This window comes from Mesorhizobium sp. M0019 (assembly GCF_040323975.1).
Lineage (GTDB): Bacteria > Pseudomonadota > Alphaproteobacteria > Rhizobiales > Rhizobiaceae > Mesorhizobium.
Genome location: NZ_JAMYVK010000049.1, coordinates 1 through 16359, shown reverse-complemented (window position 1 = coordinate 16359; position 16359 = coordinate 1). Strand labels below are relative to the sequence as shown.

Sequence of the window (16359 nt, the reverse complement as noted above, 5' to 3'; positions counted from 1 at the left end):
AGAACCAATTACTGCAGGACCATAGACATTGGAATGCCAAACACGATCATACTCTGCGCGAGGTGATTCTCTTGGGCGCAGAAAAAAGATAGCCAGTAAGCGCAGCCTTCCTAGAACCTTCGACGAAGGCGTGGTTTAGTTGGCGATGAGCGAGTTGGATGGGGACAACTTTAAAAACATGTCGATGAATAGCTGGGTCCGGTTTATCAGAAATTATGGGCCAATCCCGACTAACGACAATATGTACGACGAAACCATTCAACGTGCATTGTCCCGTCATAAGATCAAACCGCTTGTTTTACCGGCGCAGTTTTTGGACCAACTAATGGCCAATTTTGCTTCTGCCGCTCCGCGCTCTGAAATCTTGACGGGGACCGCCGGCGATGGAAAAACGTATCATTGCCGCGAGGTTTGGCGGGCTCTCGGTGGCTCGGAGGACAACTGGAACGTCGGCGAGAAGGTGCAGAGACTGGCCCTTGGCGACCGGCAGGTCATCATAGTCAAAGACTTGAGCGAGCTCAGAGATGACGAGAGCGCTACACTACTCGAACAGATGGCCCAAGACCTCACCCATGAGGACGCACCGCGTCTCTATTTGGTCGCCGCCAATCACGGACAGCTTCTTGAGAAATTAAAGGCAGCGCCGGATTCGGCTGCGATGCAAGCGTTCAATCGCGCCGTCGAGGAGTTGCTGGTCACGGGCTTCAATCCGGATACCAATGTCCATCTCGGTTTGAGCGACCTCAGCCGGGCCCCTGCCGCCGCAATGATCGGTGATGTCATCAAAGCGATGACCGAGCATGAAGGCTGGGACCATTGTGGGACTTGTCCAGCGAACAACGAGGGCCATGCAGCTTGCCCGATTCGCGAGAACCGCGCCAGGCTCACCGGTGAGTTGGACGGCGGCCTCTTTCGGCGCCGTCTTACCGACCTCATCGAAATCAGCGAACATAACGGCGGTCATTTCCCCGTGCGCCAGCTCCTTGCGCTGGTCGCAAACATTCTCCTAGGCCACCCGAATGCGAGGGATGGTCTGATGTCTTGTGCCGATGTCCCAGACATCATCGCGCGGGGCTCGATGAACAGGGCGAGCGTTTACCGGAACGTATTCGGGGAAAACCTTAAACCTAGCCGCGCTGAAAAGACGGAGCTGTTCCGAAAGCTGAACCTCTTCGGTATCGGCGCCGAGACCAGCAACGAGGTGGATAACCTGTTAGTCTATGGGGCCGATGACCCCACACTTGCTGTACCCTATCGTGACCTAGTCCTTTGCGACAACATCTATGGGGGCACGACAGCGTACGCCAATGCGCAACGCGCCTACCTTGAGGGAGAGGATGCCAACGCCAAAGGAAACTTTCTGGCGTTGCTCCGGACGCAACGGCAACGACTTTTCTTCACTCTCCCGGACTCCGATTCAACGGACTACGAGCTTTGGGATCTGACCATTTTTCGATACGCAGGGCTTTACTTGGACGTTGCGAAGCGCCTGGCAAACAACCAGTCGCCTCCGCGTACGGTCATGCCCATGATTATGCGCGGTCTAAACAGGATCTTCACCGGAATGCTGGTTCTGAATCAGGACGAGCTTGTGTTGGCCACCTCGGGAAGTCATTCCCAATCGAAGACAAGTCCGTTGCTGGATGAGCTGATCTCGGTGCCGAAACAAGGTGGTGAAGAGATCACCTTGATTGCCGACGGGCGCGGCGGCGTGGGCTTGTCCGTACGTGTTTCCCGAGGCGACGACCCCGGCCCCATTAATCTCGCCCTGTCGGCCACCCGGTTTGAATTCCTAGGCCGGGTATCGGAAGGGGCTCTCCCAAGCAGCTTTTCACTGGAGTGTCACGAGGATCTTTTGGCGTTCAAAGCACGCCTGCTAAGCGCGACGGAACGGCGCCGGATCGTCAACGATGAGGCTGCACCGATCGGTGGCGAACTTGTCCTTCGATTCATTGAGCTCAGTGCAGACGGCCGCGCGTCAACACGTCGCGTAACGGTGAGGGCATAGCCATGGAAGTGTTGGCTAGGCCGGTTGGCTACGAGGATCGCAACGGCCCGGCGATCTGGGTCGATGAAGCTATTTGGGGACACAGACTCCACGACGAGCAATCGCCATGGCTTACGTTTCTGGAATTCCTCGGTGTCTTACAAGCCGAAAACGTCGAGGGGCGGGCTCTCGAAGAGGCGGGCCTGAACACCCTAGCATATCGACCGCAGACTCAGCTTCGATTGCGAAACCTGATCTTCAATAACCCCCATATCGTGACAGTCCTCGCGGCCGACCTGTCTGATGACGCTGCGTGGAAACTCTGGCTTGAGAAGATGGCTCTGAGCGCCGGCGGTCTCGATGACACGGATTTTAGCTACCTGCGCGAAAGGTTCGACCGATTCCAAGACTTTGCCTCTGTCGTGAGCTTCCTTCAAAGTTCGGCCATTGAAGGGGGAAGCAACAAGCGGTGGAGCTCGAAATTTGTCTTCCCGTTCGGCGCAAGCGCACTCTATGAGGACGTGAATGTCAGTGCACAGGGCAACGTTGCGACCGATCGCCGGTTTTTCGCTCGAACCGGTGAAATTCTCTATCTTATGCTTTGTAGAAGCCGGCGCTCCGCCGAGTTGCGCGAGCGTCTAGTCAGCAGATTCTTGGACGCGTCCACACCTTACGAGAGGCTCGTGAAGGCCCTGCAGGCCGATACTCAATACGCCCGGCAAGACCGTGGCGGCGCCTACTTGCCTTGTTCGACGCACCCCATTTTCGACCGCTTGGCTGATGACTGGTTGGCGATACTAGGCCGTCCGATCCCGGCCTATGATGCTATCCCGCATCTGGTGGCGATCACGGGGCTGAACTTGATACTCTACCAGCTGGACCGCTCTCGGGAGGTTCTTGGTGCACTGCCAATATCCATGGTCTGTGAAATCGTCTCGCCGAAGAAATCTGTCGTCCGAGACCTGTCTGCCGACTCGTTCCAGACTAATAACGCCAAGCCGGAACAGGCGTTGGAGCACTATCTGCGTGCGACCGAGCACACTGAAGAGTGGCGCTCGGCGCTGGAGTCGGACGAGCCATCTTTAAACGCAGCTGAAATTCTGCAGCGGGCATTCGATTGGCCCGATGCCGACGATGCTGATGAGTTGAGGGGGGCGCCTCAAGAGCTGATGGACCGGCTCGTGGAGAAGGCCTTCGTGCGACATAAACAGCATGTCGGAAAAGTGCACGCCACTTGGGCACGTCTCATAGGCTTGTCGTCGCGGCGTTCGAGTCGTCGCGTGCGCTATGCGCCCACCGACCGACTCCTCAAGACCCTCGTAGTCTGCTGTGTGGACCGTCGGATCGAGTTTAAGGACTTCCTAGTTGAACTGCACCAGCGCTATGGCTTGATCATCGGCGACCAGCAGGCCCGGCTCTTCATCGACCGAGGCGACGCCGATCAAGAGGATTTTTCTGACAACGCGCGGCGACTAGAGGAGCGACTGGCTAGTCTTGGCCTGCTGAAGCGCCTGTCAGACTCTTGCGCCTATGTCGAAAACCCCTTTCAGAGGGATGAAGTCGCGTGAATGCATTTGATCTGATCGGCGCCGCAGGAGCGGCGTCACTAGCCGAACGGCTATCAGTTGTGTCTGACGGGGATGGCATCGCTCGTTTCATGCTCGACCGCCTGACCGGACCTCAAGTTGCCGCGATCGTGAGGGCGCTGCTGCAAGACCATGCGACCGAATCCCGGATGAGGATTGTGGTGCCTCGATCACTCGTTGCCGGACAAGACCTCCCGGAATCTGTGGTGACTGACGAGAGGACAGTAGCCCTGCGTCACGCAGAGTGCGATCGACCTGCGTTGCTCATTGCCAATACCGACGACGACCAAGGCGCCTCTTTACAGGACGTGACTCTGATCGGCGCCAAGCAATTGTCGGAGAACCCAGCGTTTTGGGTCGGCCCGGCAGCTCATGGGCTCGGTCTACCTGATGAGCAACTGCGCGCCTGGGAGGCCGCGTTGCGCGGCCTGACTGCTGCGGAAGACTGGACCCTTCACCAAGTCAGTCATTATGTCGAGCTCACGCGGACATGCATCGAGGATCATTCGATGGCGGTGCCAGCGGCGTTAGGCTGGGCCCTGCCGGCGCTGCAGCTCCCGCGGGACTCGGGATACTTTTTGACCCTGCGCACCAAAGATCAGGATCAGCCATCGCGGTGGAAAAAGCTCTTTGAGAAACTTGTCTCCGACCGCAAGCCCCTTCTGGCCAAGCAACGCCCATCGCGTCAAATCATCGAAACCGATGAGCTTCGCTCATTGTTCGACGTCGTGCGCGACGAGGTCACGGCAGAAGCCCATCCCGCCGTCGAGGCGTTCATTGTCGCCCCACCGGGTTGGGGACCCGAAGTCGCCGATCTGGCTGAGTATGAGTGGGAAGCGGATAACATCCTTCAGCTGTTCTCGGGCCTTCGACTAAAGAAGACGAAGCTGCCGGAGGAAACTTCGCAGTTTTTCGAATACGAAAAGCCCGACCGGCTCAGCGAGGCTGATCGCACCTATCTTCAGGTGCTTCGGGAACGCTCTCTCAAAGAGCCGCGTGACGACGATCGCGAATTTTTTGAGAGTCACCTTGAGGACTTCGCCTCAGCGCGTGCTCTGCGCGCAAAGTGGGAACGGTTCATCTACGGCCGACCTATCGAATGTACAGACTTTCTGGAGGGCCTGCTGCGCGCAATCGAGCGACTGTTTGGTCAAACAACCAACCCTGGCGTTCGCCGAGAGTTGGAAATCCGTACTGCGAGGAAGAGCCGTTCACAGTGGCTCGACCTAAACGCCGACGTGGGGCGGGCGTTTGCACTTCGCTACAAGGGCTTGAATACACTCATGGGTGATCGAGTCACGTGGGAAACCTCTCACCTTTTTGAATATGAGGCGCTGCTTGAGAAGGCGTCGAAGCTCAAGAAATATCGCCGCAACGACTCGGTTTCTCGTCAGAGCTTACAGATTAAGTTCGACATAGCACTCACCGCCGGCAGCGGCGCCTCCGCCGAGCGAACAATGGTGCAACTGATCTGGACCTCGCAGCCGGACGCCATCGGTTTGGAATTGCCCGATGACTTGGACCGCTTGGCTAAGCGACCGTTCGTTCGAACCCAAGTGGCCCGGCTTCCCGTCAGCCGAAAGGGCGCGCTCCAATCCGTTTCGTTGAGCGACGTGGCCACCTTGCAGCCGGCCTTCGGTCAAGATTCCGGCTCCTTGGTTCCGCGTGCCAACGTTGGCGAGGACGTCGGCAAGGCGTTTCCAAAGCTATTGAAAGCTGCGGTCGATACCGGTCGGATATCAGTCGCCGGCGGTGCTGCGATCGTCGACGCTTGGCGCCGCTTCTCGGAAAGCTACGGTGAGGCGATTGTGGCTTGGAGAAATCAAGGCGTGGGGTCGCCGGCCCTGCTCTCGCAAGCCGAGGACTATGGCGCTCTGCTTCGACAACTGACACTGCACGCGGCAGGCGATATCAGCCGTCGAGATCTGTGGGAACCGGTTCTAGCCTTGGGTTGTGTCGAGATATCGGGGGCTGCGCCATCTGCCCTTATCGCGCCGTGGCATCCGCTTCGATTGGCCGCGACGGCAGTGAAGATGCGATCTCTTGCCGGCTTGACGGCGCATCTTCTAACGGCGAACGAGGTTAATTTCGGCGACTCTCGGTTGTTTTTCGCGGATCTCCGCTCCGAGTTGACGCATCCTTATTATCCGGAAATCGCTGTCGGCTACGCCGGCTCAGAGCCTGTTCTTCTGGCAGAGACAACCACCGTCAATGATTACAGTCTCATGGAGCGTCCGGTTCGCGATCCGTCCGAAGCGGCGACAGATGTAGACCCTTCCGAGGCGGCTCGCCAAATCCGAACCTTGATCGAGCGATATCTGGATCTGCAGCCGCACGAACGATCGAACTTGAGCATCATGCTCTACAACTGCGACGCCGCAGGCTTGCCCCTTGCCACCATCAACGCTCTTGGGTCGGTCCAAGACCAAGAGGAAGTGCACTGCAACGTGCTCGTTCGTCATCGAGACCGTCCGAAGCTTAGCCGCGTCTACAGCGAATTGTTGGAGCGGTCCGAAAGTGATCCCGACGCTGTCGTCGTTAGCGAAACGTCTCGGAATTTTATGTCAAAACTCCGTATCGGCGTGATGCTGGACGGGGGGGTGGGCTCCAGTTCGACAGAGTATCGCAACGTCGATGTCGCATTCATGCACGACGTCGTGTCACGGCAGGCAAAGGAAGCCTGGTTCGCAATCGCACCGGGTGCCGCCGAACCTTCTTTGCTAGATCACGTGCCAGCTCGTTGGTCCTACCGTCGAGTTACGGCGGAAGACGAGTTGAAGGCGACAAGCTATCTCGCCTGTCCGCGCCAGCCCTCTGTGGGGTGGGCCTACGTCGACGCGGTCGCGGGCGTCGTTCGTCGTCAGTCTCATCCCGAAGGGGAGCACTATCTCCCGGCGCGCCAAATCTCGTTCCAGGACCACGGTCTGAAGTCAATGTTCGACGAGGTCCATGGTCTCGCTGAATGGGTCGCGACTTATGACGACCTGCTGGATAAGCGCCAACTGGCGGCTCAAGGCATCAAGGTCATTCGTTATCGTAGGCAGCGTACGCATGGCCGCAACATGGTCGTGTCGTCAACTTCCGAACTACGGATCCTTCACGTCCTTGTCCGTAGGCGCCTGACCGAGTTGAACCTAGGCATTGCAGATGATCGATTATCCGACCTAGCCCGTCGCATGATCGACGAGGCAGCCGAAATATCCGGCGACATCGTGTTGCGAGCAGCAAAGCGTGGCGTGTCGGCGGGTGAACTGATCGGTCTGGTATTGAGTCGCGCGCTTGTTGCCGAGGAGTTGGGTGGCGACGCGACAATTGCCTGGTTCCTTCTCGACGACTACGCCGAATGGCTCGGCCAGCGTGAAGAAGGCATCGCCGACATCTTGGCTCTGAGCGTAACCGGCGGCCCGGATGGTGCAGCGCAGCTTCGGGCTGTCGTCACGGAAGCCAAGTATGTGGAAACTGCCGGCGCCGCAGAAGCCAGCCGCAAGTCCAAACAGCAGCTGCGCCACACAGTCCAGCGCATTGACGACGCATTGTTTGGAGACCCCGGGCGGCTTGATCGAGACCTTTGGCTATCGAGGCTTGCGGATTTGCTTTTGGACGGTACAACCGCGCTCGGCAAATCGGCGGCGCTTGAGCAAGTCAGGGATGGTATTCGCCGCGGCAGCGTTCGGATTGACCTTCGTGGCTATTCTCATGTCTTTATCTCAGGCCCGGCCGACGCAAATGCGCAGCCTGGTGAGCAGGAAGCCCTGCCGGAAATCAGCAATGGCCTGCAAGAACTCTACACCCGAGAGGGACTGCGGCAGCTAATCAAGGCTTACGACGCGCGTGTCCCGCTTAAGGGCGTCCGCAGTTTACTTGGAGAGCTTCATCCTTGGGACACGGCGGATTTCAGATCACCAGCACCACGGGTGAATTGGACAAGCCCGATCTCGAAAGCAGACAACGGGTCTGGGCTCGCCTCTCAAAGTCCTGCTTCGCGAGACCAATCCGGTAACACTGATAGGACCGGAAGCGATGCAACGACGGTGGTGTCAGACGACAACACTATCGCGCCCTTAGTCGGCAAACCTACGATGCCACTCGAACCCTCACGATCAGCATCGGATACTACGAGCGCGCCCGAGGCCGCAAGCGTTGAAGGAGCTCCGATCCGGGTCGTGCCATCGCCGGAGGTCGGGTTCGCAGCGCTGGTCCGGGCAAGAGCGCATCAAGCACGGGCCGACTCGGTCGATGAACAAGCATGGTTAGAGACCACAGCCCAGAAGCTCCGGACTGCTCTGCTTGGCTACAATTTACAGGCAAAGATTACCAACACACGGCTGACACCAAATGCTGCCCTGATCCGCTTCACCGGGACCGACCGCCTCCGCGTCGAAGACATCGAGGCCCGGCAGTCAGCGCTGCTGACGACGCACGGCTTGAGGTTGATTTCTGTGTCACCGCTACCAGGTGAGATCGTCGTCGGCGTCGCACGGCCACAGCGGCAGATCGTTTCTCTTTGGGACGTCTGGTCGCGGCGAGCTACAAACCGCAATACTGCCGGCGTGAACACGTCCATAGTCCTGGGCCTGCGGGAACTTGATGGCGAGATCCTGTACCTGAACCTCGGTGGGGCTTTCGGTGGGGGGCAGCCGCACGAGCCTCACACTTTGGTGGCTGGAGCGACCGGAAGTGGCAAATCGGTGTTAATCCAAGCGATCATTCTGGACATTGCCGCGACCAATCCAAGCGCCCTAGCACAAATCTACCTCATCGACCCCAAGATGGGCGTTGACTATGCCGCTGTCGAGCGTCTGCCTCATGTGCAGGGGGGTGTAGTGGTCGAACAAGATCGTGCGGTGGCGGTGATGGAAGCTCTTGTCGCGGAAATGGAGCGTCGGTACGAACTCTTTCGCGCTCACGGTGCCCGGGATATTCGGTCGTTCAACGTGAAAGCGTCAGCAAAAGATCGACTGCCTATGATGTTTTTGATCCACGATGAGTTTGCTGAGTGGATGCTTACCGAGGACTATAAGGCTGCGGTGACCGCGAACGTATCCCGTTTAGGAGTAAAAGCACGAGCGGCCGGAATTCATCTTGTATTCGCTGCGCAGCGACCTGACGCAAACGTCATGCCCATGCAACTTAGAGACAATCTGGGCAATCGGCTCATTCTCAAAGTTGCCAGTATTGGTACATCGGAAATTGCTCTCGGTGTGAAAGGCGCCGAGCAGCTACTGGGTTTGGGCCACCTTGCGGCGCGCTTGAGCGGTGAGCCCAGTGTAGTGTTCGCACAGGCCCCTTTCTTGTCCGACGAGGACATTGAACTAGCCGTCGACGCAATCGCCACGGGCGACAAAGACTTTCTTACGAGCCTCGACGGCAGTCGCTAGAGTGACCCCGCAACGAAAAACAAGCGCATGACGCCCACATCGATCTATCTTGACGGACATTCCACGACGCCTCTAGCGCCTGAGGCCTTCGAAGCCATGGCGCCTTGGTGGCACAGGCAGGCGGGCAATCCTCATTCGCCGCATCTGCGCGGCATGTTGGCCGCTCAAACTACTGAAGAGGCCCGCCGATCCGTGGCCGAGCTTGTCGGTGCAGACTCCCAAGAGATCGTCTTCACCTCTGGAGCGACGGAGGCCAACAATCTTGCCATTCGAGGTGTGGCTGAAACTGCTTTGGTGGCCGGTGATGCGCGGAATGAAATCGTCGTGTCTGCGATCGAGCACAAAAGCGTGCTGGCGGCGGCGGCATCGCTGTCCACGCGAGGCTTTAACATTGTAATCGCGCCAGTCTTGCGGACGGGCGTTGTCGATCTGACCGCGCTGAGAGAACTCGTTTCCGAAAGAACGCTCCTCGTTTCTGTCATGGCCGTCAACAACGAGGTGGGCTCGATCCAGCCGCTACAAGAAGTTGCAACCATCGCCAGGACTTCGGGTGCGATGTTTCACGTAGACGCGGCTCAAGCGCTGGGGAAAATCCCGTTCGACGCAAGCGAGTTTGATTTCGCGAGCTTTTCCTCCCACAAAGTCTATGGCCCGATGGGAATCGGCGCCCTGTTCGTCTCAGCTGCCGCTCAATATCGGCCGAGCCCGATCCTATTCGGCGGCACCCAAGAAGGCGGCCTGCGCCCGGGCACCGTGCCCACACCGCTGGTGGTTGGCTTCGGCGCCGCTGCGAGACTCGGCCGCAAGCTCCTAGAGCAAGATTCCCGTCACAGCGCGATGCTGGCTGAACGCCTGTTGCAAGAATTGGACGGTTTGCAAGTTAAGTACTTCCTCAATGTTCCCGAGCAGTTGCGAGCTCCCGGGAGCCTTAGCATGAGGTTTCCGGGAGCAGATGCCGTCTCGGTTATCGGGAAGATAGGAGATAAGGTCTCAATTTCCGAAGGATCGGCCTGCACGAGTGGACAGATAAATTCATCACATGTCTTGACATCGATGTCTATTACTTCTGAGGAAGCAGCAGAAACTTTGAGAATTTTCTGCTCACGCTACAATACGATTGCTGAGATTGAGATCGCTGCGCGAGTCTTGGCGAACGTTCTGCACGAATAACACTTGCCTGCTGGCGGCAGTCTCCAGTAGGGTTCTGCTATGAAGAACGATCTCGCAGATCCTGCGGTGCCGCTACGCTTTGCCGGTCACGAAACTTTCCCGCTTCGGCTGTTATGGCTGAAGAAGGCGTATGATGTGGTAGCCAATGGCGGTGCCGATCGTAGAACATTTCAGGAACAACATGCAATAGCCCGGTTCGGAGTCGGCAAGAACATGGCCTTGGCCATGCGTCATTGGGCATTGGCAGCGGGCGTCATATCTGACGGAGAGACCTTGATGCTGCCGACCAAGTTCGGCGACATGATATTCGGCGAAAAGGGAGGGCTCGATCCCTATCTCGAAAACGACTCGACTCTTTGGCTTATCCATTCCCACCTCGTCGGAGCACCCGAGGTTGCGACGACGTTCTTCTATGCCTTCAATCTGCTCAATCAGGCATCCTTCTCGCGTGAGGATCTGACCGAGGCGGTAGCCGAAGTGGTCCGTGCTCGCTCCGGACGTGCGACGATCGACACGATAAAGCGCGACGTTGAAGTCTTCGTGCGCAGCTACGTGTCGCGGAACAGCGATACGGGCGAAGACGCTTCCGAGCCGCTCCTCGCCGAACTTGGTTTGTTGCGCGAGGTTCGTTCAACCGGGCAGCTGGAATTCGTTCGCGGGCCAAAGCATTCCTTATCAGATGGCGTCTTCGCCGTGGTTCTCAAGCGCTTCTGGTCGCGTTGGCATCCGCAATCACCCACGCTATCGGTTGAGCAGGCCTGCTATGGCGTGGGATCGCCCGGCCGCATCTTCAAACTCGACGAGGATAGCCTCGTGGCCCGGCTTATGCTCGTTGCCGAGATCACAGATGGCGCCATCCAATGGACTGACACAGCAGGCCTGCGGCAGGTCGCGCTGACGACCCAACTGGGATGCGTGAACGAATTGGACCTGATCCGCTTGAGTTACAACTGCGCGGAGGCTGCATGACCAGGCTCTCGGAGGTCGTCCACGTAGAGCGGCGTTTCGCGCTCTCCGCGCGCGTAGATTCCGACCTAAACGGCACGCCGCCGCTGACGGGCTACATCCTCCAAGCGAGCGTGCGCAAATCGCTTGAAACCATGCTGGCCGGAATCGACGAGGGAAGGCAGTTCTCATTTACTTGGACGGGCCCATATGGCGGGGGCAAATCCTGCGCCGCCCTGCTTGTGGCGAACCTGGTGGCCGGCTCCAAGAAGCAGAAAGCGCTGGCGCAGGAGATCGTTGGCCCCGATCTGGCAGACAAGTTCGCTGCGGCATTTCCGAAAAGCAACGGCGCCTGGCACGTGCTAGCACTAACTGGACGTCGGACAAGTCTATCAAAGGCATTGACCGATGCCGCGGCGCAGGCGTTCGACTGGACGGCGTCCCGGCGCGAGGCGGCAGAGATTGACGACCGCGTTTTAATCGACGAACTCGAAGCGCATGGCCGCTCCCGCAGCGGGCTCCTTATCATCGTCGATGAGATGGGCAAGTTCCTCGAGCACGCGATGGGGGATGGCGGAGATGTCCACATCCTGCAAGATTTGGCCGAACGGTGCGCACGCTCGAACGGCAAGCTAGTTATCGTCGGCATCCTGCACCAATCATTCGAGCAGTACGCCGGACGATTGAACCGCAACGCGCGCGACGAGTGGGCCAAGATCCAGGGGCGCTTCCAAAACGTGTCGTTCGTTGCCCAAGCCGACGAAGTCGCAGCCTTGTTGGCGCGCGCAATCGTCGTCGAAAACCGCCCACCATCGGCAGTCGATCTTGCGCAAGCGACCGCGAAGGCAGTGAGCCAGCGCCGACCCGTCGATGTCCAAGCGCTCAGCGATGTATTGTCTCGCGCCTGGCCCTTGCACCCCATGACCGCTCTTCTCTTGGGTCCGGTGTCACGACAACGCTTTGCCCAGAACGAGCGCAGTGTCTTCGGTTTCCTGTCTTCCGCCGAGCCATTCGGTTTTCAAGCGCACTTGGCGGAGGTCGAAGTCGGCTCCGACGCCTGGTTTGGTCCCGATCAACTCTGGGACTATCTTGTCGCTAACTTCGGGTCCGCGCTGGCGGTCGGGCCGGACGGGAGCCGCATGACGCTCGCGATCGAGGCGGTGGAGCGGGCCGCGATGCGCGGGGTGCTGGAAGCTAAGCTGACGAAGGCTGCGGCCATTATCGAGCTTTTCAAAAACGGCTCTGGGCTTGCCGTTGCCGACGATGTCCTGGCGCTTTGCGTTCCGGGGGTCGACGGCAGCGCCGTTGAAGCGGCCCTGCGTGAGCTGGTTAGCCGCGCTATATTGATACGGCAGCCGCGACTGGGTGGTTACGCGCTATTCGCCGGCAGTGATTTCGATCTCGATGAGGCGATGGGGAAGGTCACGCAGAAGCTCGACCCCGACGTGTTGGCCGATCTGCCATCTAGGCTTGGCGTTGGCCCTATCGCGGCAAAACGACACTACTTCGAGACTGGCGCTCTGCGGGTATTCGATGTCGTGCTCCAATTTGGCGAAGATGTCCCGCAGAACCCCAAGCCCTGGGCGAAGCTGATCGCCGCCCGTCTCGCCAAGGCGAAACGTCGCTCGTCGGGTGTACTAGTCTTGCTATTGCCCGACGCACGCAGCTTCGACGCGAAACCAGATATTGCGGCCAAGGCGCTCGGTGAGGAACTGGAAGGTGCCGGCGTTCTCGCATCTGTCGCAGTTGCGAAGAGTGTCTTCCTTTTGCGCGAACACGCCAGTGACCTCTACGCAATCGACCGCGTCGAGGCATCGCATCCTCAGCTCGAGGGTGATCGCATCGCACGGAGAGAACTGTCTGCGCGACGCGCTCATATCACTGATGCGGTTCGTCGCGAATTGCTCGAAGCGTTCTCGACGGCTAGCTGGTGGTTGATGGGGAAGCGCGAGAGAGCGCTGGATGGACGACCTCTGACTGTCATCGCCTCTACCCTTTCCAGCAACGCCTTCACGGACGCGCCCATTATTCAATCGGAACTGCTCTATCGAGACAAACCTTCGACGAGTGCCATGGCGGGCCTGCGAGCCTTGGCGTACGCGATGGTTAGGAAGCCGGATATCGAGGATCTGGCCATGGTGAACTATCCGGCCGAACGCGGACTGTACTTGACAGTGTTGCGACCGGCCGGTCTGCACCGGCAAGACGACAAAGGCGCATGGAGATTCAGCGATCCCGACGAGACGGCTGCTGGTAAGAGCCTGCGGCCCGCCTGGAAATTACTGTCTGGCAGCCGGAAAATCGTTTTGGCAGATCTCTATGATACCTGGAACCGACGCCCTTTCGGTATCAAGCGAGGCGTGATGCCGCTGCTTGTCCTTGCGTTCTTGCTCGCGAACCGGTCGACTGTGGCCGTCTACGACGCCGGCTTATATCAGGCTGAGCTCAATGACGTCTTCGTCGATCGCATGCTTCAGGATCCTGCGGCCATCGAACTCCGCAGGGTCTCGCGCTCGAAGCGCGACCAAGCTTTTGTTCAACAACTCGCTTCGCTCCTCTCTCGGGACGGGTCGCCGGTCGAGGCGATCGCCTTGCCAGTGGCTTCGTCGCTCTATCAGCGATTCCACGAGCTGCCGCTCTGGTCTCAGCGCACAGTCAGCCTGGACGTGAATGTCCGCAAGGTCCGAGATATAGTGCTGAAAGCCAGCGATCCGGAAGCACTGCTATTTTCCGATCTCGCAGCTGCGCTCCATGGTGAGATTGACCCGGCAGTGACGGTCACCAGCGCACTGCTACAATCGGAGATGGCGTACCCGGCGATGTTGTACCGGCTGCGCTGCGAGTTGGCCGAACTGTTGGGCGTAAAGGTGGACACTTTCGAAGGCGTGGGTTCGCGTGCGGTCACCGCGTCGGGCGTAACCGCTGACTTACGGCTCGACGCATTCATCATGCGAGTCGGTGCGTTCGAGAACAGCGGGGGAGATATCGAGGGTCTGGCGAGTTTGCTCGTCCATAAGCCCCCTCGGAATTGGTCCGATCGTGAGCAGGAACAGGCGACATTCGAGTTGGCAAAACTCGCGCGGCGGTTCCGCGAAGCAGAGAGCTTTGCCAGCGTTAAGGGCCGGGCGCCGACGGCTCAGGCAATTTCGGTCGTGGTTGGGCTCGATCCTAAGGAGCGTCCGCACTTCCATTCCTTCGAGGTCACCGATCTGGAACTGGCGGAGGCCGATGGCATCGCCGAAGACCTTCTTACACGTCTTCGCGGCCATGGGGTACGAGCCACGATCGAGCTAGCCGCACTTGCCCGGGTCGTCGAGCGGCTTTCGGCCTCAAAGGAATTGGAGCACGCATGACTATTGTGCGCGAACGTCATATTCTCGGCGTTTCCGGCGGTCGCGACAGCGCCGCCCTCGCTGTCCATATGCGCCAAACTCGTCCCGAAGTCGACTTGGAGTACTTCTTCACCGACACCGGTAAGGAGTTAAAAGAGGTCTATTCCTTCCTCGATCGCCTCGAGGGATTTCTGGGTAAGCCTATCCTTCGGCTCAACCCGGATCGAGACTTCGACTTCTGGCTAAAAGAATACAACCATTTCCTTCCATCTCCGCGAACACGTTGGTGCACTCGGCAACTCAAGCTTCGTCCGTTAGAACTCTGGCTGAAGGATGATCTCGAGAGCGGCGTGGCAATCCATTCCTATGTAGCCATCCGCGCCGACGAGCCCAATCGTGAAGGCTACAAGGCAACCAACGGCAATATGACCGTTCACTTCCCCCTTCGCGACGACAAGGTAAATCGTGCGGGTGTAATCGAAATCTTGGACGGCGCCGGTATCGGCGAGCCGGAATATTATCGATGGAGGACACGATCAGGCTGCACGTTTTGCTTTTTCCAGCAGAAGATCGAGTGGGTACGGTTGATGCGGGAGCATCCGGACGCGTTTGAGGATGCCAAGGAATACGAGAAGACCGCCAAGGACCATGGGTCTCCGTTTACTTGGAGTCAGGGAGAGGGGCTTGATGAGCTTAGTGACCCAATTCGCGTGAAGGCGATTGAGGACGAGTTCGAGGATCGTCGGGCGCGCCTACTATCTCGGCGGCGCACTAATCCGCTTGCCGGCAACCGGCCTGTAACGATCGATGATGTCTACGGCATCGACGAGGCCTCGGCCGGGTGCGTTATTTGTCACAAATGAGCTTTTGGACGCACTGGAGGAACGCCCAGCAAGGTTTGCTCAACTACACTAACGCCCGAGTAGTTATTCATTGTTCCGACCTCCAGTAGGCATACGTAAACGGTCTCCGTTTTTCGGACATCCTAATCGCAATCAGAGATACTCAATCATGACGAGGCCTTCGCCTTGTGGGACGCGCTCTACAACATCGTGGACTTCTCGTCACAGTTAGACCGTCGCAGCCTTTAGCGTGATGAGAAACTCGGTCAGTTCCGCATAATGGTCGGCTTTGCTCACCGGAATCAGCTGGACCTTCAAATCCTTAAACCATCGCTCCTGTTCCACTGATGTGATTTCCTCTTGCACTACCACCGCGTAATGGTTGGGCCCAGAGTCTTGTGGGAATGCATCTGCAATATAGTTTAGTAGTAGGCGCATCTCGGAGTCATTCATGGATGCGCCTATAAACACGACAGAGAACATCGAGAACATGGCCGTCAGCAAGTGTTGATATGCCCGTTGTCTGTAGAGGATTTCCCGGTAATCGCGTTCCGTCAGGATTATGCCATTACCCGCTCTTTGAGCGTCTCCGTGCGCTTTCAGTATGAAAAACTCGTGATTGAACAGTCGACGCTGTAATTCACCCTCATCCTTGTAGGTGAGTACCGATACATCGTCATCGACCTTGGTTCGGTAGGCACGCTCGCTCACCTGAAAATCGTCGAATCGCTTGCGTAAATCCACATGCAACTGAGCATATGTCAGGCCGGCGATTGGATGGCCGCCTATATCAGGTAGGGGTTCGAAATAATCCAATTTAAGATCCCCACGACGGAATTGCCAAATGGCGCGCAACCGTTGCTGACCATCGACCGCATCGTGACTGTATACTACGTCGCCCGCACGCGCGCGCAGATATACTTTCGGAATGTCCATTCCGCGAAGGATCGAGTCTATGAGGAGAACTTGCCTCGGAGTCTTCCAAGCCGGGCCGCGTTGCCACTGCGGGTTGAGATTGATCCTTTCTTGTCGCTCCACTCTCATGATTGCTGACAATGGCCTTTGACATAAGCTGCAGCCCGCCGATCCGATCGGCGGTCGAGGCACTTGTACGGCGGA

General features: G+C 58.2%; 8 protein-coding genes. 7 read left to right on the top strand and 1 reads right to left on the bottom strand.

What is annotated here, in order from left to right; translation table 11 throughout:
- Window positions 1–139 precede the first annotated feature (139 nt).
- The 7 genes from NKK47_RS27545 to NKK47_RS27515 are packed head-to-tail and all read left to right on the top strand — an operon-like array spanning window position 140 to window position 15261.
- Entirely contained in the window at window positions 140–2008 is a 1869-nt protein-coding gene (locus NKK47_RS27545; protein ID WP_352578965.1) for a hypothetical protein, read from the top strand.
- A 2-nt stretch (window positions 2009–2010) separates the two neighbouring features.
- Window positions 2011–3555 (top strand): methylation-associated defense system protein MAD7 family protein, encoded by a 1545-nt coding sequence (locus tag NKK47_RS27540; protein ID WP_352578964.1) that lies wholly within the window; start codon window positions 2011–2013, stop codon window positions 3553–3555.
- Window positions 3552–8951: an FtsK/SpoIIIE domain-containing protein gene (locus tag NKK47_RS27535; RefSeq protein WP_352578963.1), complete on the top strand. Its 5400-nt coding sequence runs from the start codon at window positions 3552–3554 to the stop codon at window positions 8949–8951. Before NKK47_RS27540 ends, NKK47_RS27535 begins: the two co-directional genes overlap by 4 nt.
- Window positions 8952–8978: 27 nt before the next feature.
- The gene (locus NKK47_RS27530) at window positions 8979–10121 is read left to right on the top strand and encodes a cysteine desulfurase family protein (RefSeq protein WP_352578962.1); all 1143 of its coding nucleotides are present in this window, start codon (window positions 8979–8981) and stop codon (window positions 10119–10121) included.
- Between the two features lie 39 nt (window positions 10122–10160).
- Complete coding sequence (locus tag NKK47_RS27525; RefSeq protein ID WP_352578961.1) at window positions 10161–11090, top strand: DUF4007 family protein; 930 nt, start codon at window positions 10161–10163, stop codon at window positions 11088–11090.
- Window positions 11087–14419 carry a hypothetical protein gene (locus tag NKK47_RS27520; RefSeq protein ID WP_352578960.1) on the top strand — a complete coding sequence of 1111 codons (3333 nt, stop codon included), beginning with the start codon at window positions 11087–11089 and terminating at the stop codon, window positions 14417–14419. The genes NKK47_RS27525 and NKK47_RS27520 overlap by 4 nt, the downstream gene beginning before the upstream one ends.
- Window positions 14416–15261, top strand: a complete 846-nt coding sequence (locus NKK47_RS27515; RefSeq protein WP_352578959.1) for a phosphoadenosine phosphosulfate reductase domain-containing protein — start codon at window positions 14416–14418, stop codon at window positions 15259–15261. The genes NKK47_RS27520 and NKK47_RS27515 overlap by 4 nt, the downstream gene beginning before the upstream one ends.
- Window positions 15262–15468: 207 nt before the next feature.
- On the opposite strand, the gene NKK47_RS27510 is transcribed toward NKK47_RS27515, so the two are convergent.
- On the bottom strand, window positions 15469–16359 hold an 891-nt coding region (locus tag NKK47_RS27510), incomplete at its 5' end, for an SIR2 family protein (protein WP_352578958.1).

What these genes read in the sequence shown, in the direction of transcription:
- NKK47_RS27540 (WP_352578964.1), top strand. Translation starts at nt 2,011, where the DNA reads ATGGAAGTGTTGGCTAGGCCGGTTGGCTACGAGGATCGCAACGGCCCG.
- NKK47_RS27520 (WP_352578960.1), top strand. Translation starts at nt 11,087, where the DNA reads ATGACCAGGCTCTCGGAGGTCGTCCACGTAGAGCGGCGTTTCGCGCTC.
- NKK47_RS27515 (WP_352578959.1), top strand. Translation starts at nt 14,416, where the DNA reads ATGACTATTGTGCGCGAACGTCATATTCTCGGCGTTTCCGGCGGTCGC.
- NKK47_RS27525 (WP_352578961.1), top strand. Translation starts at nt 10,161, where the DNA reads ATGAAGAACGATCTCGCAGATCCTGCGGTGCCGCTACGCTTTGCCGGT.
- NKK47_RS27530 (WP_352578962.1), top strand. Translation starts at nt 8,979, where the DNA reads ATGACGCCCACATCGATCTATCTTGACGGACATTCCACGACGCCTCTA.